This window comes from Advenella kashmirensis W13003 (assembly GCF_000506985.1).
Classification (GTDB): domain Bacteria; phylum Pseudomonadota; class Gammaproteobacteria; order Burkholderiales; family Burkholderiaceae_B; genus Advenella; species Advenella kashmirensis_A.
This window is the reverse complement of the sequence record NZ_KI650979.1, coordinates 1,240,710-1,258,080: the sequence shown is the minus strand read 5'-3', so window position 1 is coordinate 1,258,080 and position 17,371 is coordinate 1,240,710. Positions and strand designations below refer to the sequence as shown.

General features: G+C 51.7%; 15 protein-coding genes and 3 tRNA genes. 13 read left to right on the top strand and 5 right to left on the bottom strand.

The window, feature by feature from the left end:
• Positions 1-72: 72 nt before the first annotated feature.
• Positions 73-1,515, bottom strand: coding sequence for a MocR-like pyridoxine biosynthesis transcription factor PdxR (locus W822_RS29910; RefSeq protein WP_024004246.1), 1,443 nt, complete (start codon positions 1,513-1,515; stop codon positions 73-75).
• Positions 1,516-1,615: 100 nt separating this feature from the next.
• Between W822_RS29910 and W822_RS29905 the strand changes: the two genes are divergently transcribed.
• A complete protein-coding gene (locus W822_RS29905; RefSeq protein ID WP_081724297.1) occupies positions 1,616-2,146 on the top strand; it encodes a GNAT family N-acetyltransferase in 531 nt (176 codons plus the stop codon).
• 2 nt (positions 2,147-2,148) lie between these two features.
• Positions 2,149-2,793: an FMN-dependent NADH-azoreductase gene (locus W822_RS29900; protein ID WP_024004244.1), complete on the top strand. Its 645-nt coding sequence runs from the start codon at positions 2,149-2,151 to the stop codon at positions 2,791-2,793.
• Between the two features lie 75 nt (positions 2,794-2,868).
• On the opposite strand, the gene mnmE is transcribed toward W822_RS29900, so the two are convergent.
• Positions 2,869-4,275, bottom strand: a complete 1,407-nt coding sequence (gene mnmE / locus W822_RS29895; protein WP_024004243.1) for a tRNA uridine-5-carboxymethylaminomethyl(34) synthesis GTPase MnmE — start codon at positions 4,273-4,275, stop codon at positions 2,869-2,871.
• Between the two features lie 519 nt (positions 4,276-4,794).
• The gene (locus W822_RS29890; RefSeq protein WP_024004242.1) at positions 4,795-5,220 is read right to left on the bottom strand and encodes a VOC family protein; all 426 of its coding nucleotides are present in this window, start codon (positions 5,218-5,220) and stop codon (positions 4,795-4,797) included.
• Between the two features lie 202 nt (positions 5,221-5,422).
• On the opposite strand from W822_RS29890, the gene W822_RS0123330 reads away from it, so the two are divergent.
• The 3 genes from W822_RS0123330 to W822_RS29880 all read left to right on the top strand — a co-directional run bounded on the left by W822_RS0123330 (position 5,423) and on the right by W822_RS29880 (position 9,061).
• The gene (locus W822_RS0123330) at positions 5,423-6,292 is read left to right on the top strand and encodes a LysR family transcriptional regulator (RefSeq protein WP_031242256.1); all 870 of its coding nucleotides are present in this window, start codon (positions 5,423-5,425) and stop codon (positions 6,290-6,292) included.
• Positions 6,293-6,521: 229 nt separating this feature from the next.
• Positions 6,522-7,553, top strand: a complete 1,032-nt coding sequence (locus W822_RS29885) for an AbrB family transcriptional regulator (RefSeq protein WP_367379356.1) — start codon at positions 6,522-6,524, stop codon at positions 7,551-7,553.
• Positions 7,550-9,061 carry an MFS transporter gene (locus tag W822_RS29880; RefSeq protein WP_051401616.1) on the top strand — a complete coding sequence of 504 codons (1,512 nt, stop codon included), beginning with the start codon at positions 7,550-7,552 and terminating at the stop codon, positions 9,059-9,061. Before W822_RS29885 ends, W822_RS29880 begins: the two co-directional genes overlap by 4 nt.
• 116 nt (positions 9,062-9,177) lie before the next feature.
• Here the strand turns inward: W822_RS29880 and W822_RS29875 are convergent, their stop codons facing one another.
• Positions 9,178-9,597, bottom strand: coding sequence for an HIT family protein (locus W822_RS29875; protein ID WP_024004239.1), 420 nt, complete (start codon positions 9,595-9,597; stop codon positions 9,178-9,180).
• 681 nt (positions 9,598-10,278) lie between these two features.
• A complete protein-coding gene (locus W822_RS29870; protein WP_301280268.1) occupies positions 10,279-11,454 on the bottom strand; it encodes a methionine aminotransferase in 1,176 nt (391 codons plus the stop codon).
• A 264-nt stretch (positions 11,455-11,718) separates the two neighbouring features.
• Here W822_RS29870 and mnmG point away from each other — a divergent pair, with 264 nt between their 5' ends.
• The 8 genes from mnmG to W822_RS46605 all read left to right on the top strand — a co-directional run.
• On the top strand, positions 11,719-13,659 hold the full coding sequence (gene mnmG / locus W822_RS29865; RefSeq protein WP_024004237.1) for a tRNA uridine-5-carboxymethylaminomethyl(34) synthesis enzyme MnmG: 1,941 nt from the start codon (positions 11,719-11,721) through the stop codon (positions 13,657-13,659).
• 256 nt (positions 13,660-13,915) lie between these two features.
• Positions 13,916-14,599: a 16S rRNA (guanine(527)-N(7))-methyltransferase RsmG gene (rsmG, locus tag W822_RS29860; protein ID WP_024004236.1), complete on the top strand. Its 684-nt coding sequence runs from the start codon at positions 13,916-13,918 to the stop codon at positions 14,597-14,599.
• Positions 14,589-15,389, top strand: a complete 801-nt coding sequence (locus tag W822_RS29855) for a ParA family protein (protein ID WP_024004235.1) — start codon at positions 14,589-14,591, stop codon at positions 15,387-15,389. The genes rsmG and W822_RS29855 overlap by 11 nt, the downstream gene beginning before the upstream one ends.
• An 8-nt stretch (positions 15,390-15,397) precedes the next feature.
• On the top strand, positions 15,398-16,390 hold the full coding sequence (locus W822_RS29850; protein WP_024004234.1) for a ParB/RepB/Spo0J family partition protein: 993 nt from the start codon (positions 15,398-15,400) through the stop codon (positions 16,388-16,390).
• Positions 16,391-16,534: 144 nt separating this feature from the next.
• Positions 16,535-16,620: transfer RNA gene (locus W822_RS29845), tRNA-Tyr, on the top strand.
• Positions 16,621-16,811: 191 nt separating this feature from the next.
• Positions 16,812-16,885 (top strand) — tRNA-Gly (locus tag W822_RS29840).
• 77 nt (positions 16,886-16,962) lie between these two features.
• Positions 16,963-17,037 (top strand) — tRNA-Thr (locus W822_RS29835).
• A 46-nt stretch (positions 17,038-17,083) separates the two neighbouring features.
• Positions 17,084-17,371: GTP-binding protein (locus W822_RS46605; protein ID WP_024004233.1), on the top strand; the 288-nt coding region annotated here is incomplete at its 3' end.

Genomic DNA, 17,371 nt, shown 5'->3' with positions numbered 1-17,371 from the left:
TTAATCCCCGGCCGTCTATCAGTGGTCAGCCGCAAATGGACAAATACCATAACAGCTGCTTGCATCGCCCCCTCATTCATCAAGCAGGGTCAAAATACGCCGACCCAGTTGTTGCGCCGCTGTACGTGAGGCAACGTTGGTAAAACTCATCAGTAATCCATGGCTGACAGGCGGTTTCAAATACCAGCCGGACAGGCCGTGCGCAAACATGCCCTGCTCTCGAATGCGATGGGCTATGGCCAGGTCATCCATTGGTTTATTCTCAAGCGGTCGCAAAATCAAATGCATTCCACCTGGCTGCAAGTCAATACGCAGCCGCTCGCCCAGCACGTCCATAAGTCCGCCGGCAACCTGTTCGCGTCGTTCCCCATACAGCCGGCGCATACGCTGAATATGACGACTGAAATGGCCCTCTTTCATGAACGCCGTCACGATCGCCTGCTCCAATGCAGGCACACCACCACCCAGAATCTGTACCGTATCGTTGAACCGGCCCACCAGCTCGACAGGTGCAACGAAATAGGCAATCCGTATACTGGGGAACATGACCTTGCTGAACGTGCCAGAGTAAATCACCCTGCCTGCGGCGTCCAGGCTTTTGAGTGCCGGCAAAGGTCTGCCCATATATCGATATTCGCCATCGTAATCATCTTCAACAATCCATGCATTGCTTTGTTCGGCCCAGTCCAACAGGGCGAGACGCCGCGCCAGAGACAGCGACACACTCAACGGACTCTGATGCGCCGGCGTCACAGCCGCCAGGCGCGCATCGAACGCCTCTTGCATCCCCTCCTCAACCTGAATACCTTCCTCATCTACCGGTACCGGAACCAGCTCAATGCCCGAATTTCTCAGCACATTCCGGGTAGGCTCGTAACCAGGATCCTCCACCCACGCCCGGTCTCCGGCGTTCAGCAGCGTGCGCAATACAAGATGAATGGTTTCCCGGTAACCCGAGGTAATGAATACCTGCTGCGGTACACAATCGATGCCACGTGATACACGAAGGTAGCCGGCAATCGCTTCACGGAGCGCTGTCGTGCCGCCATAAGGCGGATAGACCATATCTTCTGGCGTTGTCGCCCTCGCACACCGGGCGCCCAGCCGGGCCCATATCTTGCGAGGAAACGCATCCAATGCCGACAACCCCATTTGAAATGGGGGAACAGCGGACTGCCGGGGCAACGCGGGCAATGAAGCATCCGTTGGCGATTGCGTTTGCAATGCCTCCGCATTCACTGCAGGCCGATGCTCCAAACCGGGCATCACCACCGTCCCGGCCTGTCCTCGCGCCTGTACATACCCTTCCGAAGCGAGCAGACCGTAGGCCGATTCAATCGTCCCCCGCGCCAGCCCCAGTTCTTTTGCCAGGGCGCGCGCAGCGGGAATACGCTCACCTGGCGCAATCAGCCCGTCGGTAATGGCATGGCGCAGGCGCAGATAAATTTGCTGATAAAGCGGCACAGTGCCCTGCGGATCCAAAGCGGACAAACCATAACGCTGCGTTTGATTCATGGACTACTCCATATCACGGTTCTTGGCTCTTCAGATTATGGCATACGACGGCTACCATAACTGCATAGAGCAATTATCACAATTGAAAAGGAAATCGATCATGACAGATACCGTGGCAAGCAACGACATTGCCTCTACAATCGGCAGGAACGTTTCTTTGGATAGACTATCGGAACATACGCATCTTGCCCATCTGGATAACGCAGACCAGATCCGTTCCGCCTTCCCCGTCATGCAACAACTGCGCCCTCACCTGAACGATGCCGATGACCTGCTGGAACGTGTACAACGCATGCAACAAAACGCGAGCTATCGTATCCTGGCGGTACTCGACAGTACAAATGTAATCGCACTTGCAGGCTATCGTCTGCAGGAGAATTTGATTTATGGCCCGTTTCTGTACGTTGATGACCTGGTCACACTGGATACGGAACGGGGCCAGCGCTGCGGTGCCCGTTTGCTATCGGCTTTACAGGACATCGCACGGGATGCCAAATGTACCCGACTCGTCCTGGATACGGGTATAGGCAACTCGTTGGCTCAACGCTTTTATTTTCGCCAGGGCCTGCTCGGGCACGGCATGCATTTCAGCATGCCTCTGATTGAAAAAAGTGCATCTACCACGGAATAAATATGAAATTATTACATTTGACATTCAGCCCGCGAGGCGAGCAATCCGAAAGCACACAACTGTCGCAAGCGATCGTCGATCGCCTGTGCTGCGAACATACGGTCAGCCAGATTGCCCGTCGAGACTGGGCCCAACATGCGACCTCGTCCATTGATGGCGCGTATGCCCACGCCCTGGCTAATGCAGCAAGACGCACTGACGACATGCCATCCAGCGAATCGCTGGCGGCATCCGAGATGTTGATTCGTGAACTCGAGAATGCAGACCTCGTCGTCATCGGCACCCCCATGCACAACTTCACTGTACCCGCCTCTCTCAAGACGTGGATTGATCTGATCGTGCGCGTCAACCGCAGCTTCAATATTACGCCTGAAGGGAAAGTGGGAACGCTGAAGGACAAGCCTGTTTATATTGCGATTGCATCGGGCGGCTTTTTTGGCAGCGAACGCAGCCGCCAGCCGGATTTTCTAACGCCATATCTGAAAGCGATTCTGGCAACGGTCGGGTTACATGACTTGCGGTTCTTTTCAGCGCAGGGGATGGCGCTTGGATCAGAAGCAGTGCAAGCCGGAAAGGCGAAGGCAATGGAGGACTTTACCAAACTATGCTCATCACAGGCATCCAACAAGCTCTCACTTCATGCGTGAATGTCGATTACCCACGGTACTGCCCTCTCCTCATCCGAGATGAGGAAGGTCAGGCTCCCATGTTTTATCCCTTTTTTACTTCCCAATACAAAAATTCGAAAAAATTTCCCCCAGCAAATCATCACTGGAAAACTGCCCCGTAATACTCCACAACGCCTCATGAGCCAGACGCAACTCCTCAGCAAACAAATCGAGCACACGATCATTCTGCGCGGCGTGCTCCTTGGCATTGAGCAAATGCTGCGCGGCCTTTTGCAATGCTTCCAGGTGACGCTCGCGCGCAAGCCATGGCGACTCCGCACCCGGATTCCATCCGGCAATCTGCAGCAATTTGCTGCGTAATACGTCCAGCCCGGTTTCATGGACAGCGGAAATCAGGATCCGCGACACTTCGTGGGTTTTAGCCGTATTGCCTTCAGCCGCAGGACGCGCTATCAATGACTTGAGCGCCTCATCATCAAGCAGGTCAATTTTATTAAAAACCTCCAGTACAGGCGTGCGCTGCGGCAGACGACGGGTAATGCCCGCATCCAGTTCATCGTTGGGCGTGCGCGCATCCTGCAAATGAATAATCACATTTGCCTTTTCGATCTCTGCCCAGCTGCGCGCGATACCGATACTTTCGACCGTATCGTCTGTATCCCGCAAGCCGGCAGTGTCCACCACATGAATAGGCACGCCTTCGATATGAATCTGCTGCGTGACCTTGTCGCGGGTGGTGCCCGCTATGGGGGTGACAATGGCAATATCATCACCTGCCAGGGCGTTGAGCAAACTGGATTTGCCCACATTGGGCTGGCCGGCCAGAACGACGTGCAGGCCTTCGCGCAGAATCATTCCCTGCCGCGCCTGCCGTACCAGTTCGGCCATATCGCCGATGATGCCCCCCAGGGTCTCACGGGCCTGGTATTTTTCCAGAAATTCAATTTCCTCTTCCGGAAAATCCAGCGTGGCTTCAACCAGCATGCGTAGATGAATAATCTGGTCTGCAAGACTGTTGACCTGGGCAGAAAACGAGCCGCTGAGCGATGCCATCGCGCTGCGCGCAGCTGCTTCGGATGAGGCGTCTATCAGGTCGGCCACGGCTTCGGCCTGGGCCAGATCCAGGCGGTTGTTCATAAACGCGCGCTGGGTGAATTCGCCCGGCTCCGCGTGGCGCATGCGCAAAGGCGCGCCAATCTGCAGGCATCGGTCCAGTATCCGTTTAAGGACGGCCGGGCCGCCGTGTCCCTGTAACTCCAGGACGTCTTCCCCGGTATAGGAGTGCGGTGCACGAAAATAAAGGGCAATACCTTCATCAATGGGCTGCCCTTTGCTATCGCAGAAAGGCAGAAAATAGGCGTGACGGGCGGCAAGTTCGCGGCTGAACAGCTGCGAAATCACACCTGTCAGATCGGGGCCGGAAATACGGATAACGCCGATGCCCCCCCGACCTGGCGCGGAGGCAATGGCAGCAATGGGATCGTTGGCAGGTGCAGACATAGGCTTGAAATCGATGAAGTTAGCCTATTATATCGGTTATTTCGCCGGGTATTTCCGAACCGCTACTCGGGAAAATCTGCCAACAATTCTTCTAAAACGCCCAAGGCCGGGTTAAATCATCAGAGCGATGACAGTCGTGATGGCAGGCCGAGTCACCAGCGACCATATTTTCAAAGCCCCCTCTCCGGCAACATGGTGCACTGCTCGTTCGCCGGTGGCCACCAGTTCATAACGAACCGGTTTTCCCAACGTGTGCCCCCCAGCGAGAACACGCCCCAGGTGCTGATGCCTTTGCCCCGTTTTTTTCCTCTTATGACAACTGAATTAGCTTATCGCCAGAAACCATAGACTTTTTCACAAATAGTGATAGAATTAAATCTCAGCCACTTGCCCGCACATTGTGCGGGCATTTTTTTCGCCTTTTTCCTGGCTGTCCGTCTGTTTTTCAGTCAACTACACCATGACCACGCTCAAATCACAGTTGCGTACTCAAATCAAAGGTACGTAGACCATACAACCCTATTTTGCAAACAACTGACTCATGTCCTTGAATGCTTTGAATTCCAGCGCATTGCCACAGGGATCGAACAGAAACATCGTGCCCTGCTCTCCGACCTCCCCCTTGAATCGGACATAGGGCTCTATCACAAATTCAATGTCGTGCGCTTTGAGGCGCTCACCCAGCGATTCCCACTGGTCCCATTCAAGTACGATTCCAAAATGCGGTACGGGCACGTTATGACCATCTACGGCATTGGTGTGCGCGTCCTGCTGGCCAGGCGTTTTCGGATGCTCGTGAATCACCAACTGGTGACCATAGAAATCAAAATCAACCCAATGGTCGCTGGAGCGTCCTTCGGGCAATCCAAAGACATGTCCGTAAAAATGACGAGCGGCATTCAGATCGTAAACGGGAATGGCCAGATGAAAAGGAGACAGACTCATTGTATTTCCTGGTTAAAAGTGAGTTGCGGCAGTGCCCGACATAAAGCGCTATGCATATTGCATCTGTGAAAAAAACGCAATCGAGAGCGCCTCGTCAGCAAAGCGACGATAAGAATCGTTTTTATTGTAGACTTCGTATTAGAAAAATAAAATCAATATATATTTGTAATATATACAAATATTTTTTATATAAAGAAATGTCATGATCCGGGAACTGAAAACCTTTGTCGTTGTGTCGCGTGAAGGCACTTTTGCCGGTGCGGCACAAAAGATCGGCCTGACCCAGGCTGCTGTCAGCGCTCAAATGCAGCGTCTGGAGGCGGACCTTGGCTTTGCTTTATTCGATCGCCAGGGGCGGTCTGCAAAGATCAATGAAAAGGGACTGCAACTGCTCCAGCAGGCGCAGCAATTGCTCCAGCTATACAGCAATCTGGGTGCAAGCCCTGTGAGTACCTCAACCGGCGTACAAATTAATGTGGGCGCAATTGCAACTTTGCAGCGCACCTTGTTACCTGGCGCGCTTGCACAATTTCACAACACCTATGGCGGTTGTCATACCCGTATTATTCCAGGCGTCTCCATGGATATGTTGAACCTGGTTGACGCTGGCGACGTGGACCTGGCGGCCATTGTGCGGCCACCATTTCAATTGCAAAGTGAGCTGCAATGGCAAACGCTGGCGCGCGAGCCCTTCAGGTTAATCGTTCCGCGCGATGTCACCGGGAATGACTGGCTGCGCCTGCTGTCGGAACAGCCCTTCATTCGTTATGATCGCGCTTCTTTCGGTGGCCGGCAGGTCGATCGATTTGTACGAAGCATGCACATTACACTTCATGAGATCTGCGAGTGTGATGAACTGGAGGCGATTGTCATGCTGGTTGAAAATCAGGCCGGCGTCGCACTTTTTCCTCAAACCGCGGCATTTGCAACCTGGCCGCCAGGCGTGCGCGCAATCGATCTGGGTGCACACACTTTTTATCGCGAAATCGGTTTGCTTCACCGGCACGAAGCTGATCTGAAGGAACCTGTTCGCCAGCTTATTCATCTCATTGATGAACACGCCCGATCATAACAATCAATCGCGGCTGATCTGATTCTCATCTATCTGTTTTGCGTAGCGTAAACCCAGAGACACCTGCGTTTGTTCAGTCAATCGTCAGACTTTGCGTTTCTTGGCAAGTAAACCACGTTATCGTTCAACTCTTCTATAAGACTTTCAAATTTATACAGTTTTCCTTCGCATTTTCTTGAGCGAATACGTACAATGAAGGCTTCACAAGTATTTCGATCGTCTGAAGAATATGATGCAGCGCTATTTGGCCGGGTTTCTGTTCGCACTTGCCGGTGCTTTGCTGGCGAACTTGCTACACCTGCCATTGCCCTGGATGATCGGCCCGTTACTGATAACCGCCATCAGCAAATTGCGCGGCGCACGAACCCAGTCCCATGTCATATTTCGAAGCATGGGCCAATGGGTGATTGGCACATCTCTGGGACTGTATTTCACAGAAGAAGTGCTGCACATTGTTCTGGATAACACGTTTGCAATTGTGATGGGCATGCTGTTTGCCCTGTTCCTGGGATGCACAGGAGCATTTTCCCTGCGACGCTTGGGCGACGTCGATTTCAAGACCGCCTGGTTCGCGTCGGCCATTGGCGGCGCAAGCGAAATGGCCAATCTGGCAGAGCGCAATCACGCACGCATAGACCGTGTCGCCTCTGCCCATAGTCTGCGCGTATTGCTGGTGGTGGTAACCGTTCCTTTTGTGTATAAATTCTTCGGCTTGCACGGTCTGACTGTCAGTGCCACAAGCGCGCTTGCATTTTCCTACGGCGGTTTCGCCCAAATGGTCGCAATCACAAGTGTGTTCGGTTTTCTGTTTGGAAAACTGCGCATTCCCAATCCGTGGGTGCTTGGGCCGCTGTTCATCATGACAGTGCTGACCAGCAATCATATCGAGCTGTCCACCATTCCCCCGGAGATTCAACACGTCGGCCAGATGTTCATTGGCTGGTCTCTGGGGGACAAGTTCGGGCCGGATTTTTTTCGGCGCGCACCGAAGTACCTGGGAATCGTAGCCCTTGTTTGCGTCGGCTCGCTGGGATTGGCGCTGCTCTTTTGCATGCTGCTGACCCTGATTTCCGATATTCCGCTGGCAACCCTGTATTTGGCAAATAGCCCGGGCGGTATCGCAGAGATGACTATTACCGCCAAAGTGTTGCAGCTGAGCCCCCCTGTTGTAACGGCCTTTCACGTATCTCGAATGGTCTTTGTATTACTTGTTACGGGTCCGTTATACCGCTTACTTTCCAACAAATATAAACTTTCATGAAAAGCCCCGATCTCGTCCAGCAGGACATCGCCGTCAAACTGGTCCCCTTTATTGTTGGCTGCGCGCTGTTCATGCAAATGCTCGATGCCACCGTCGTCGCGACCGCCCTGCCCATGATGGCGGTCTCATTGCATTCAACGCCGGTACGCATGAACGTGGCAATTACGTCCTATTTGCTTGCCGTAGCTGTGTTTGTTCCCATTTGTGGCTGGGCTGCTGACCGGTTCGGCGCCCGGCGGCTGTTCATTTTCGCCATTTCTCTTTTCGCCCTGACTTCGCTGACATGTGCCCTGTCCTGGGATCTCATGTCGCTTACCATATCGCGATTCATCCAGGGTATTGCAGGTGCAATGATGGTTCCGGTCGGCCGGATTATCATGTTGCGCACCATCCCGCGCAACCAGATCCTCAAAGCCACCTCTTTCCTCTCTATTCCTGCCCTGCTGGGCCCCATTCTGGGTCCTCCCCTGGGCGGCTTTCTGGTGACCTATGCATCATGGCACTGGATTTTTCTGATCAATATTCCGATCGCTGCTATTGGTATTGCCCTCATCCTGAAATATGTCCTTGAATTTCGCAGTGAAGAAAAGCCGCGCCTGGACTGGGTCGGCTTTCTGTTGAGCGGGGTCGGCATGGCCACATTCGTGATTGGCATCGAAGCGATTGGTAATCATACTCATGGATATCTTTATCCGTTGCTGCTCCTGGGCACAGGATTGGTCTGCTCCATGCTGTATATCCACCATGCCAGGCGCCACCCTGCCCCGATTATTGATCTTTCGCTCCTGAAGATCCCAACGTTTTCTGCCGCCGTGGTGGGCGGCAACATGACCCGTCTGTCCGTCGGCGCAATGCCATTTTTGCTGACGCTGCTATTTCAGATCGGCTTTGGCTATTCGCCCCTGGCCAGTGGAATGATTACTTTTTCCATGGCGATCGGGGCGTTGATGATGAAATTTATCGCAACCTCTGTTTTCGGTCGATGGGGGTTTCGTAAAGTGTTGCTGATCAATGGCACACTGACCGGCCTGATGACCATTACAAACGCTTTTTTCATTGAAAGCACGCCAGTGCTGCTGATGGGAACCTTGCTATTGATTGGTGGTTTTTTCCGCTCCCTGCAGTTCACGGGCGTCAACAGCCTGGCCTTTGCCGATATTGAACCGGAAAAAATGAGTCAGGCAAGTTCCTTTTCGGCGACCGCGCAGCAGATTGGCATCAGCCTGGGCATGGGCATCGCCACGGTCACTCTGGATCTGAGCATGCAAATGAGAGGCGCCAGCCACCTTTCAATTGGCGATATTCATACCGGGTTCTGGGTAATTGGCTTGCTATCCGTTGCCGCCGCGTACTGGTTCTATAAACTCGACGCGAAAGCCGGTGAAGGAATTACCGTACATAAAGAGCGCAAAAATCGTGTCAGATTCAAACGAAAACGTCGTTCAGCTTCCGTCACAAAGCACACAGAACCGCGAAAAACATCAGCCGGCGACGAAACCCGTCTTTAATAGCGGGGTAAAAGAACGCTTCCCCGAGCCGCCGTTGCCAGGGGCAAGTCCTGTTGTCACGTGGGACAATAGGCGGTCAAATGCAGCTCTGCCCGCCTCTCTGATTATTTATCTATTTACTTGATTGCTGCTGCGATCTGACGGCCAAGTTCGGCGATTTCGTCCATATTCCCCTTAACTGCACTGTGCCGCTCGACTTTCTGTCCAGCATAGCGGGGAACCAGATGGAAATGCACGTGATAGACAGTCTGACCCGCAACCTCATTGTTAAATTGCGACATAACAAAGCCGTCCGCGTTAGTGACTTCCAGCAGCGCTGGCGCGATTTTTTTTGCTGTTGCCACGCAAGCCTGAGCGCCTTCCACGGACAGATCCAGCAAGGTTTCAGCCTCCTCCTTGGTCAGAATCAGAAGATGCCCCTTCGTCTGCGGCATGATATCCATCATCACAAAGGTATGTTCGTCTTCATACACTTTGAAGGATGGCGCCTCGCCCCGGAGAATTTTCGCAAAGATGTTCTGACTGTTGTAGGCCATGGTGACTCCTGTATCGAATTAATCTAAAACGGGTTGGATGTCTGTGGCTCGCACCATCGCCGGGATGCTGCGTTGCGGTATAACCGCCGCCTTGAATGATTACCATGGATTATAAGCAGGATTGCCCGGGTACGTGATTAAGGCTGCTTGCGGCTGTGATTTTAACCAAACGACCCGCTTTCTGACATTAACCAGGGTCTATTTTTAAGCCGTTTTGAATCCGCTTTTTGTGCACCACCAGCTGGCTTGTGACCAGAAATGATTCGTGCATTCCCCTTTTCTGAAACAACTGCCCTTCCCTGCATACCCGCCCGCTCTTATCAGAGTACAGAAATTTTGGCCTGGCATTGATTCAAAAAACACTAAAAACCCTTCAAAAAATCCGAAAAAATCGCCCTTTCACAACCGCTTTTACTCCTTGAAAACGCGACATTAGCGTGTTTTTGCCCTGTGGATAAGCTCTGGGGTGTCCATTGTGCATAACTTATGTATCAAAACTTGATAAACCCTCGGTTATGCTCAGACGCCAAAGTTGTTCATTTTTGTACACCGTTCAAAAGCACGGTCTTCACCAAGCAAAATGCACGCTAAGTCATTGAATATATTTTCAAAATTGGCAGTTTCAACATATTCACAGAGTATCTATCTCTTAATCTGTTATATATTCAAAAAGATTAATAACTAGAGGTGCTTGAGCACCGATAAAGCCTGCTCCAGGGTTTCCTCTTTCTTGGCAAAACAGAATCGAACCAAGTTATGGTTTGAAGCATCCTCTTCCGGACTTCGGTAAAAAGCAGAGACGGGAATCAAGGTCACTTTTTTCTCCTGAGTCAGCCACTTCGCAAAATCAAGCTCCTTTTCTTTGGAAATGGCTGAATAGTCTGCCAAAAGGAAGAAAGTACCCTGGCTGCGTATGGGTTTGAAACGTGTCTGTTTCAAACCTTCATAGAGGAAATCGTGTTTTTCCTGATAAAAAGATGGCAGGGTCAAATATGTTGAGGCATCCGCCATATAAATACCGAGCGCAACTTGCATAGGAGAACTTACGGTAAAAACCATAAATTGATGCACTTTGCGTAACTCGGTGGTCAGGTTTGCTGGCGCGCAGCAATATCCCATCTTCCAACCAGTGGTATGGTAGGTTTTACCAAAGGACGAAATCAGAAAAGTTCTGGCAGCCAAAGCTGGACGGGTACACAGACTTAAAAACGGTTTGGCATCAAAAACAATGTGTTCATAGACCTCGTCTGCCAGCAGCAAAACCTCTGTATTGTTTACTATGGTTTCCAGCGCATCCAGATCTTCGCTTTTAAGCGTGATCCCCGTAGGATTGTGCGGAAAATTCAGCATCATTAATCTGGTTTTGGGAGTGATAGCCTCCCCTACCCTGTCCCAGTCCACCCGATAGGTATTATTTTCTTGGTCCGGCGGTGTTAGCGGGACAAAAACCGGAATTCCCCCCGCCAGTCGAATCGCGGGAACATACGAGTCGTAGCATGGTTCAAGCACAATGACTTCGTCGCCAGGGTTAACAACGGCAATAATTGTTGCCATCAGCGCTTCCGTTGCCCCGCTCGTTACGGTGACTTCGGTGTTTTCATCATATCTGTGACCGTAAAGCGTTTCGACTTTTTTTGAGATATTGCTTCGCAACACCTGATCGCCTGGCATATAGGGATATTGGTTGTGCCCGGTTTTCATGGCCTGAGTTACCAGTTCAACCAGTTTTGGGTCTGGTTCAAAGTCCGGAAAGCCCTGACCCAGGTTTATGGCCTTGAAATCGGCGGCCATTTTGCTCATTACGGTGAAAATTGTGGTTCCAACTGCTGGAAGTTTCGAAGAAATACGTGTAATCACTTTTTGCGTCTCGTACTGTATTAATTTTATCAACAGGGCTATAATCCTTATTATGCCTGAATGTTGGTAATCTTATGCACAAATAATACCTATATATCCACTGCATATACCCTTGTTATCAACATACTTATCCACATTTGTTCCACGTGGAACAAATTATTGAATGTTTTTTGTTCGTTCTTCTGATTACAATAACATTCATCCTTAAATCTTTTAAATGTTCCACGTGGAACATTCCGCTATATTTACGACATAAAGAACACGATGAACTACCCAGACGAATTTGACGTCATAGTTGTTGGTGGTGGCCACGCTGGTACCGAGGCCGCCTTAGCTGCTGCACGTTCGGGATCTAAAACCCTTTTATTGACTCATAATATTGAAACCTTGGGACAGATGTCCTGCAATCCCTCGATCGGGGGCATTGGAAAAGGGCATTTGGTTAAGGAGATCGATGCGCTCGGTGGGGCAATGGCTATTGCAGCAGATGAGGGCGGGATTCAGTTCAGAATGCTTAATAGTTCAAAAGGTCCTGCAGTGCGTGCAACACGCGTTCAGGCCGATAGACTGTTGTATAAGCAGGCCATACGTTCAAGATTGGAAAACCAGGAAAATCTCTGGCTTTTTCAGCAGGCAGTAGATGATCTTATTCTGGAAGGCGATCGTGTTGTCGGTGCAAAGACTCAGATTGGAATTATCTTTCGCTCCAAAACTGTGGTTCTGACTGCGGGAACGTTTCTGAATGGTCTGATTCACGTCGGTCTGAATAATTATTCTGCGGGTAGAGCAGGGGATCCGCCGGCAATTAGCCTTGGGCAGCGCCTGAAAGAGATGAAGTTGCCACAAGGGCGGCTCAAAACAGGTACGCCACCGCGTATTGACGCACGAAGCATTGATTTCAGCAAACTTGAAGAACAGCCCGGCGATACGGATCCCGTTCCCGTGTTTTCCTATCTTGGCTCTGCTGATATGCATCCGCGTCAGGTTTCCTGCTGGATTACACATACCAATAACCAGACGCACGATATTATTCGCCAAGGTCTGGACCGGTCGCCCTTATACACGGGGGTGATCGACGGCGTTGGTCCTCGATATTGTCCTTCAATAGAAGACAAAATCAATCGATTCGCAGATAAGGATTCTCATCAGATATTTCTGGAGCCAGAAGGGCTGTTAACCAATGAAATTTACCCTAACGGGATTTCAACCAGTCTGCCATTCGATGTTCAATTGAATTTGATTCACACGCTGCCTGGATTGGAAAACGCACATGTGTTGCGTCCGGGTTATGCAATCGAATATGACTACTTTGATCCACGTGGACTGAAACGCAGTCTGGAAACAAAGGTTATTTCGGGTCTGTTTTTTGCTGGGCAAATTAACGGGACAACAGGCTATGAAGAGGCTGCCGCGCAGGGCCTGCTTGCTGGTCTGAATGCTTCCCGGCAAGCCCGGAATCTGGATCCCTGGACGCCCAAGCGTGACGAAGCGTACTTGGGTGTGCTTGTGGATGACCTGGTGACACGTGGCGTTACGGAACCCTATCGTATGTTCACTTCACGGGCAGAATACCGTTTGAGTCTGCGTGAAGATAATGCTGATTTTCGTTTGACCGAAGTAGGGCGCCAACTGGGGCTGGTCAATAATGAACGCTGGGATGCGTTCAGTCGTAAACGTGATGCGGTCGAGCAGGAGGTTGCGCGCCTGACCGGCACGCGGGTGTCTCCGCGCACGTTCAGTCCAGCGTTGTCAGAGCAATTGCTGGGGAATGTGATCGAACGGGATTATTCGCTGGCAGACTTGCTCAAACGTCCTTCGGTAACCTATGAAGGACTGATGAATGCACAGACGGCAGACGGAACCCGTTTGGCTTCCGATCAGCCATTGAATGGGGCAGTGAAAGAACAGGTCGAGATTCAGGTTAAGTACGCTGGATATATAGCCCGGCAGCAAGAAGAAGTCCGTCGACAAAGCCATCTGGAAGAGCAGAAAATTCCGGCCGAGCTGGATTATGATTCTGTGAGCAGTCTGTCCTTTGAAGTTCGACAGAAACTCAAAGATGCGCGACCCGAAACGGTTGGGCAGGCGCGCCGTATTTCCGGTGTGACTCCCGCAGCCATTTCCATTCTGCTTATTCATCTGAAACGGATGCAGTTGTCAGCGAAAACGTTACGCAAACCAGGTATGGCTGTGAGCGAACACTAGATGGGATGTTCCACGTGGAACATTAAATTTAAGTGCGCGTCAGTATTTTCAGGTGGTCTGATTTAGCCAACCTGAATGGCTTACCGGAATGAGAACATTCGGACAGGTACATTTGTGTCGGCATATTCGGAGCGTGAACCATTCAAGATGCGAGCATCCAGAATATGAACATTCGAGATAGACGCGCAAAGGTTAAGGGAGCAAACAGGATGAAGAGGCAGCAGTGGCTTCGAATGATCGGATTGATTAAATGAGCATGAAGGAAGGTAACGACGCAGTAGCGCCACAGATGCGCATTATGGCAGCAGCCAGGTCCCTGGGTCTGACCATCAGTGACGTGCAGGCGCAGCAGCTGAACTCATATCAGGAACAGTTGCTGAAATGGAATAAGGTTTACAATCTGACCGCCTTGCGTGATCCCGAAAAAGTGTTGGTTCAGCATATTTTCGATAGCCTGTCAGTTATTGCTCCGCTGGATGATCTATTTGACCAGGGGAAGCAAATTTCTGTGCTGGATGTGGGCTCGGGTGGTGGCCTGCCGGGGGCAGTCATGGCTATAATGAGACCTGACTGGCAGGTGTGTTGCATTGATGCGGTGGAAAAAAAGACGGCATTCATCAGGCAGGCTGCGAGTGTGCTTCGATTGCCGAATCTGGTCTCCGAACATATCCGTATTGAACGCAAGGCACCGGCTAATGCCGATCTGGTTATCTCACGCGCTTTTGCCTCACTTGTCGATTTCAGCGACTGGTCTGGCAGGCATGTCGGCGAGCAGGGTCATCTGGTAGCAATGAAAGGGCGGCTGGCATCTGAAGAGGTGTCGCAGCTGGAGCAAAAGGGCGAGTGGACAGTGAGCCGGGTTCAGAAACTGAACGTACCGGAGCTGGATGCAGAGCGTTGTCTTGTATGGTTGCAGCAAGTAGGAAAATATGACAAATGAAATAAAATTACCCCGTACATTCTGTATCGCAAATCAGAAGGGAGGGGTGGGTAAAACAACCACCGCAATTAATCTGGCTGCCAGCCTGGCACAGCACAAGAAACGGGTGCTGCTGGTTGATCTGGATCCGCAAGGCAATGCGACCATGGGCAGCGGCATTGATAAAAATAGTTTAAGCTTAAACATTTATCAGGTGCTTATTGGCCAGGCCAATATCCGTGACGTGCGGGTACGTGCAGAGGCGGGCGGGTACGATGTCTTGCCTGGCAACCGCGAACTGTCCGGTGCCGATTTCGATTTGTTTGAGATGGAAAGCCGGGAGCATCGCCTGAAAGATGCGATTGGCGAAGTGGCGCAGGACTATGATTTTGTCCTGATAGACTGCCCGCCGACATTATCGCTGCTCACGCTCAACGGGCTGGCCTGCTCTCATGGTGTGATTATTCCCATGCAGTGCGAGTATTTCGCGCTGGAAGGTTTATCGGATCTGGTCAACACCATCAAGCGGGTTCACAAGAACATTAATCCGAATTTAAAGATGATCGGTTTGTTGCGTGTCATGTTTGATGCCCGCGTGACCCTGCAACAGCAGGTGTCGGAGCAATTACTTGAGCATTTTGGCGATAACGTGTTCAAGTCGGTGGTGCCGCGCAACGTCAGACTGGCTGAAGCGCCCAGTCATGGCGTTCCCGGCATCCTGTACGACAAGTCGTCCAGGGGCGCAAAAGCCTACCGGGAGTTTGGTGCCGAAGTCATCAAGCGCGTCAAAGCAATGGATAAGGAACAATAGAGGAAATCATGGCAACAGCGTCATCAAAAACAGCCCGCAAAACGGCAGCCAAAACCACCACAAAATCGGCCACCCGTGCAGCGCCTGCTGCGGCAAAGAAAGCCAAAGGGCTGGGCCGCGGTCTGTCCGCCTTGCTGGGCAATGACATCAATGTCATTGAAGATTTGTCCCGCGATGAAAAGAAGGGGGTTGAACTGCCTACCAGCGTGCCTCTGACCCTGATTCGTGCCGGCAAATACCAGCCGCGAACTCACATGGACGATGCGGCGCTCAATGAACTGGCGGAATCGGTACGTAGCCAGGGCATCATGCAGCCCATCCTGATACGTCCGATTGCCGGTGACCAGCCGGAAAAATACGAGATTATTGCCGGCGAGCGGCGTTTTCGGGCTGCCAAACTGGCCGGCCTGGCGGAAGTACCCGTGCTCGTGCGTGAGGTAGCGGATGAAAATGCCGCAATCATGGCGTTGATTGAGAATATTCAGCGGGAAGACTTGAATCCGCTGGAAGAGGCACACGGTGTCAAGCGGCTGATCGACGACTTTCAGTTCACGCATGAACAGGCTGCCCAGGCCATCGGGCGTTCCCGGTCATTGACCAGTAATCTGCTGCGGCTGCTCAACCTGGCCCAGCCGGTCCAGACGTTCCTGCTGGAGGGCAAACTGGATATGGGTCATGCCCGGGCCTTGCTGGCCGTCGATTCGGCAACCCAGATCATTCTGGCCAATCAGGTGGTGGCGCGGCAATTGTCTGTCCGGGAGACTGAAAAGCTTGTCAACCAGGCAGGCAAGGCAGGGCAGGGCAAGGCACTGGCCAAACCCAAAGCGGTCAGCCGGGACGTGGAACGCCTGGAAGAGGCGCTCTCGGATCATCTGGGCACCCGGGTGAGCCTGAAGCTGGGCAGCAAGGACAAGGGCCAGCTGCTGATCGATTTTCATGGCTGGGAGCATCTGAACTCCCTGCTGGAAAAGCAGGGCCTGGGCAATATTCTGGAAAATTGACGCGCCGGAGCGAAAATCCGCGGCAATATGCAGCAAATTTCCGACACTTTTGAAAAAATGACCGGCTATGTCAGGATCCTGCATGTTGATTGCAAATAACGCTTGACAGCCAGTCTTAAATCCTACATAATCCGTAGTTCTCTTGGTGGAGTGCCCGAGTGGCTAAAGGGGGCAGACTGTAAATCTGTTGGCTTACGCCTACGTTGGTTCGAATCCAACCTCCACCACCAGCCGAATTTGTTCTTTGTGAAGGCTTTTGTTAGCCAGTGGCTGCCGGAGTGAGTGAATTTGCCCAGATTTGCAGTTTTTTGTCTGTTGCAGACTTTCCCGCTTTAGCAGTAGCCGTGGCAATACCGGTATGTGAAAATAATACCGCTTCAACAATAACAAATTGCGAATGCAGGAAACGTTTCAGGATCCTGCGGGTGTAGCACAATGGTAGTGCAACAGCCTTCCAAGCTGATGATGAGGGTTCGATTCCCTTCACCCGCTCCATCCCGCCTGGTTTCCGGTGTTCTGATCGTATGTACGTAGGTTTTTATACGATCCGGACACGTTGTTAGAAAGAATTTGCCCATGTGGCTCAGTGGTAGAGCACTCCCTTGGTAAGGGAGAGGTCGCGGGTCCGATTCCCGCCATGGGCACCACGAGCGTTTTAATTATTTATCCAGCCCCAATCTTCAGGAGTCGGTAATGGCAAAAGGTAAGTTTGAACGTACCAAACCACACGTAAACGTTGGTACGATTGGTCACGTTGACCATGGCAAAACAACGCTGACAGCGGCGATTACAACGGTCTTGTCCAAGCAGTTTGGCGGCGAAGCCAAAGGCTACGACCAGATTGATGCGGCGCCTGAAGAAAAAGCGCGTGGTATCACGATCAACACGGCTCACGTTGAGTACGAGACAACGAACCGTCACTACGCGCACGTTGACTGCCCGGGCCACGCCGACTATGTTAAGAACATGATTACCGGTGCG

What these genes read in the sequence shown, in the direction of transcription:
- W822_RS29900 (WP_024004244.1), top strand. Translation starts at nt 2,149, where the DNA reads ATGAAATTATTACATTTGACATTCAGCCCGCGAGGCGAGCAATCCGAA.
- W822_RS29850 (WP_024004234.1), top strand. Translation starts at nt 15,398, where the DNA reads ATGGCAACAGCGTCATCAAAAACAGCCCGCAAAACGGCAGCCAAAACC.
- mnmE (WP_024004243.1), bottom strand. Translation starts at nt 4,275, where the DNA reads ATGTCTGCACCTGCCAACGATCCCATTGCTGCCATTGCCTCCGCGCCA.
- W822_RS29905 (WP_081724297.1), top strand. Translation starts at nt 1,616, where the DNA reads ATGACAGATACCGTGGCAAGCAACGACATTGCCTCTACAATCGGCAGG.
- W822_RS29885 (WP_367379356.1), top strand. Translation starts at nt 6,522, where the DNA reads ATGATGCAGCGCTATTTGGCCGGGTTTCTGTTCGCACTTGCCGGTGCT.
- W822_RS29880 (WP_051401616.1), top strand. Translation starts at nt 7,550, where the DNA reads ATGAAAAGCCCCGATCTCGTCCAGCAGGACATCGCCGTCAAACTGGTC.
- W822_RS29890 (WP_024004242.1), bottom strand. Translation starts at nt 5,220, where the DNA reads ATGAGTCTGTCTCCTTTTCATCTGGCCATTCCCGTTTACGATCTGAAT.
- mnmG (WP_024004237.1), top strand. Translation starts at nt 11,719, where the DNA reads ATGAACTACCCAGACGAATTTGACGTCATAGTTGTTGGTGGTGGCCAC.
- rsmG (WP_024004236.1), top strand. Translation starts at nt 13,916, where the DNA reads ATGAAGGAAGGTAACGACGCAGTAGCGCCACAGATGCGCATTATGGCA.
- W822_RS0123330 (WP_031242256.1), top strand. Translation starts at nt 5,423, where the DNA reads ATGATCCGGGAACTGAAAACCTTTGTCGTTGTGTCGCGTGAAGGCACT.
- W822_RS29875 (WP_024004239.1), bottom strand. Translation starts at nt 9,597, where the DNA reads ATGGCCTACAACAGTCAGAACATCTTTGCGAAAATTCTCCGGGGCGAG.
- W822_RS29855 (WP_024004235.1), top strand. Translation starts at nt 14,589, where the DNA reads ATGACAAATGAAATAAAATTACCCCGTACATTCTGTATCGCAAATCAG.
- W822_RS29910 (WP_024004246.1), bottom strand. Translation starts at nt 1,515, where the DNA reads ATGAATCAAACGCAGCGTTATGGTTTGTCCGCTTTGGATCCGCAGGGC.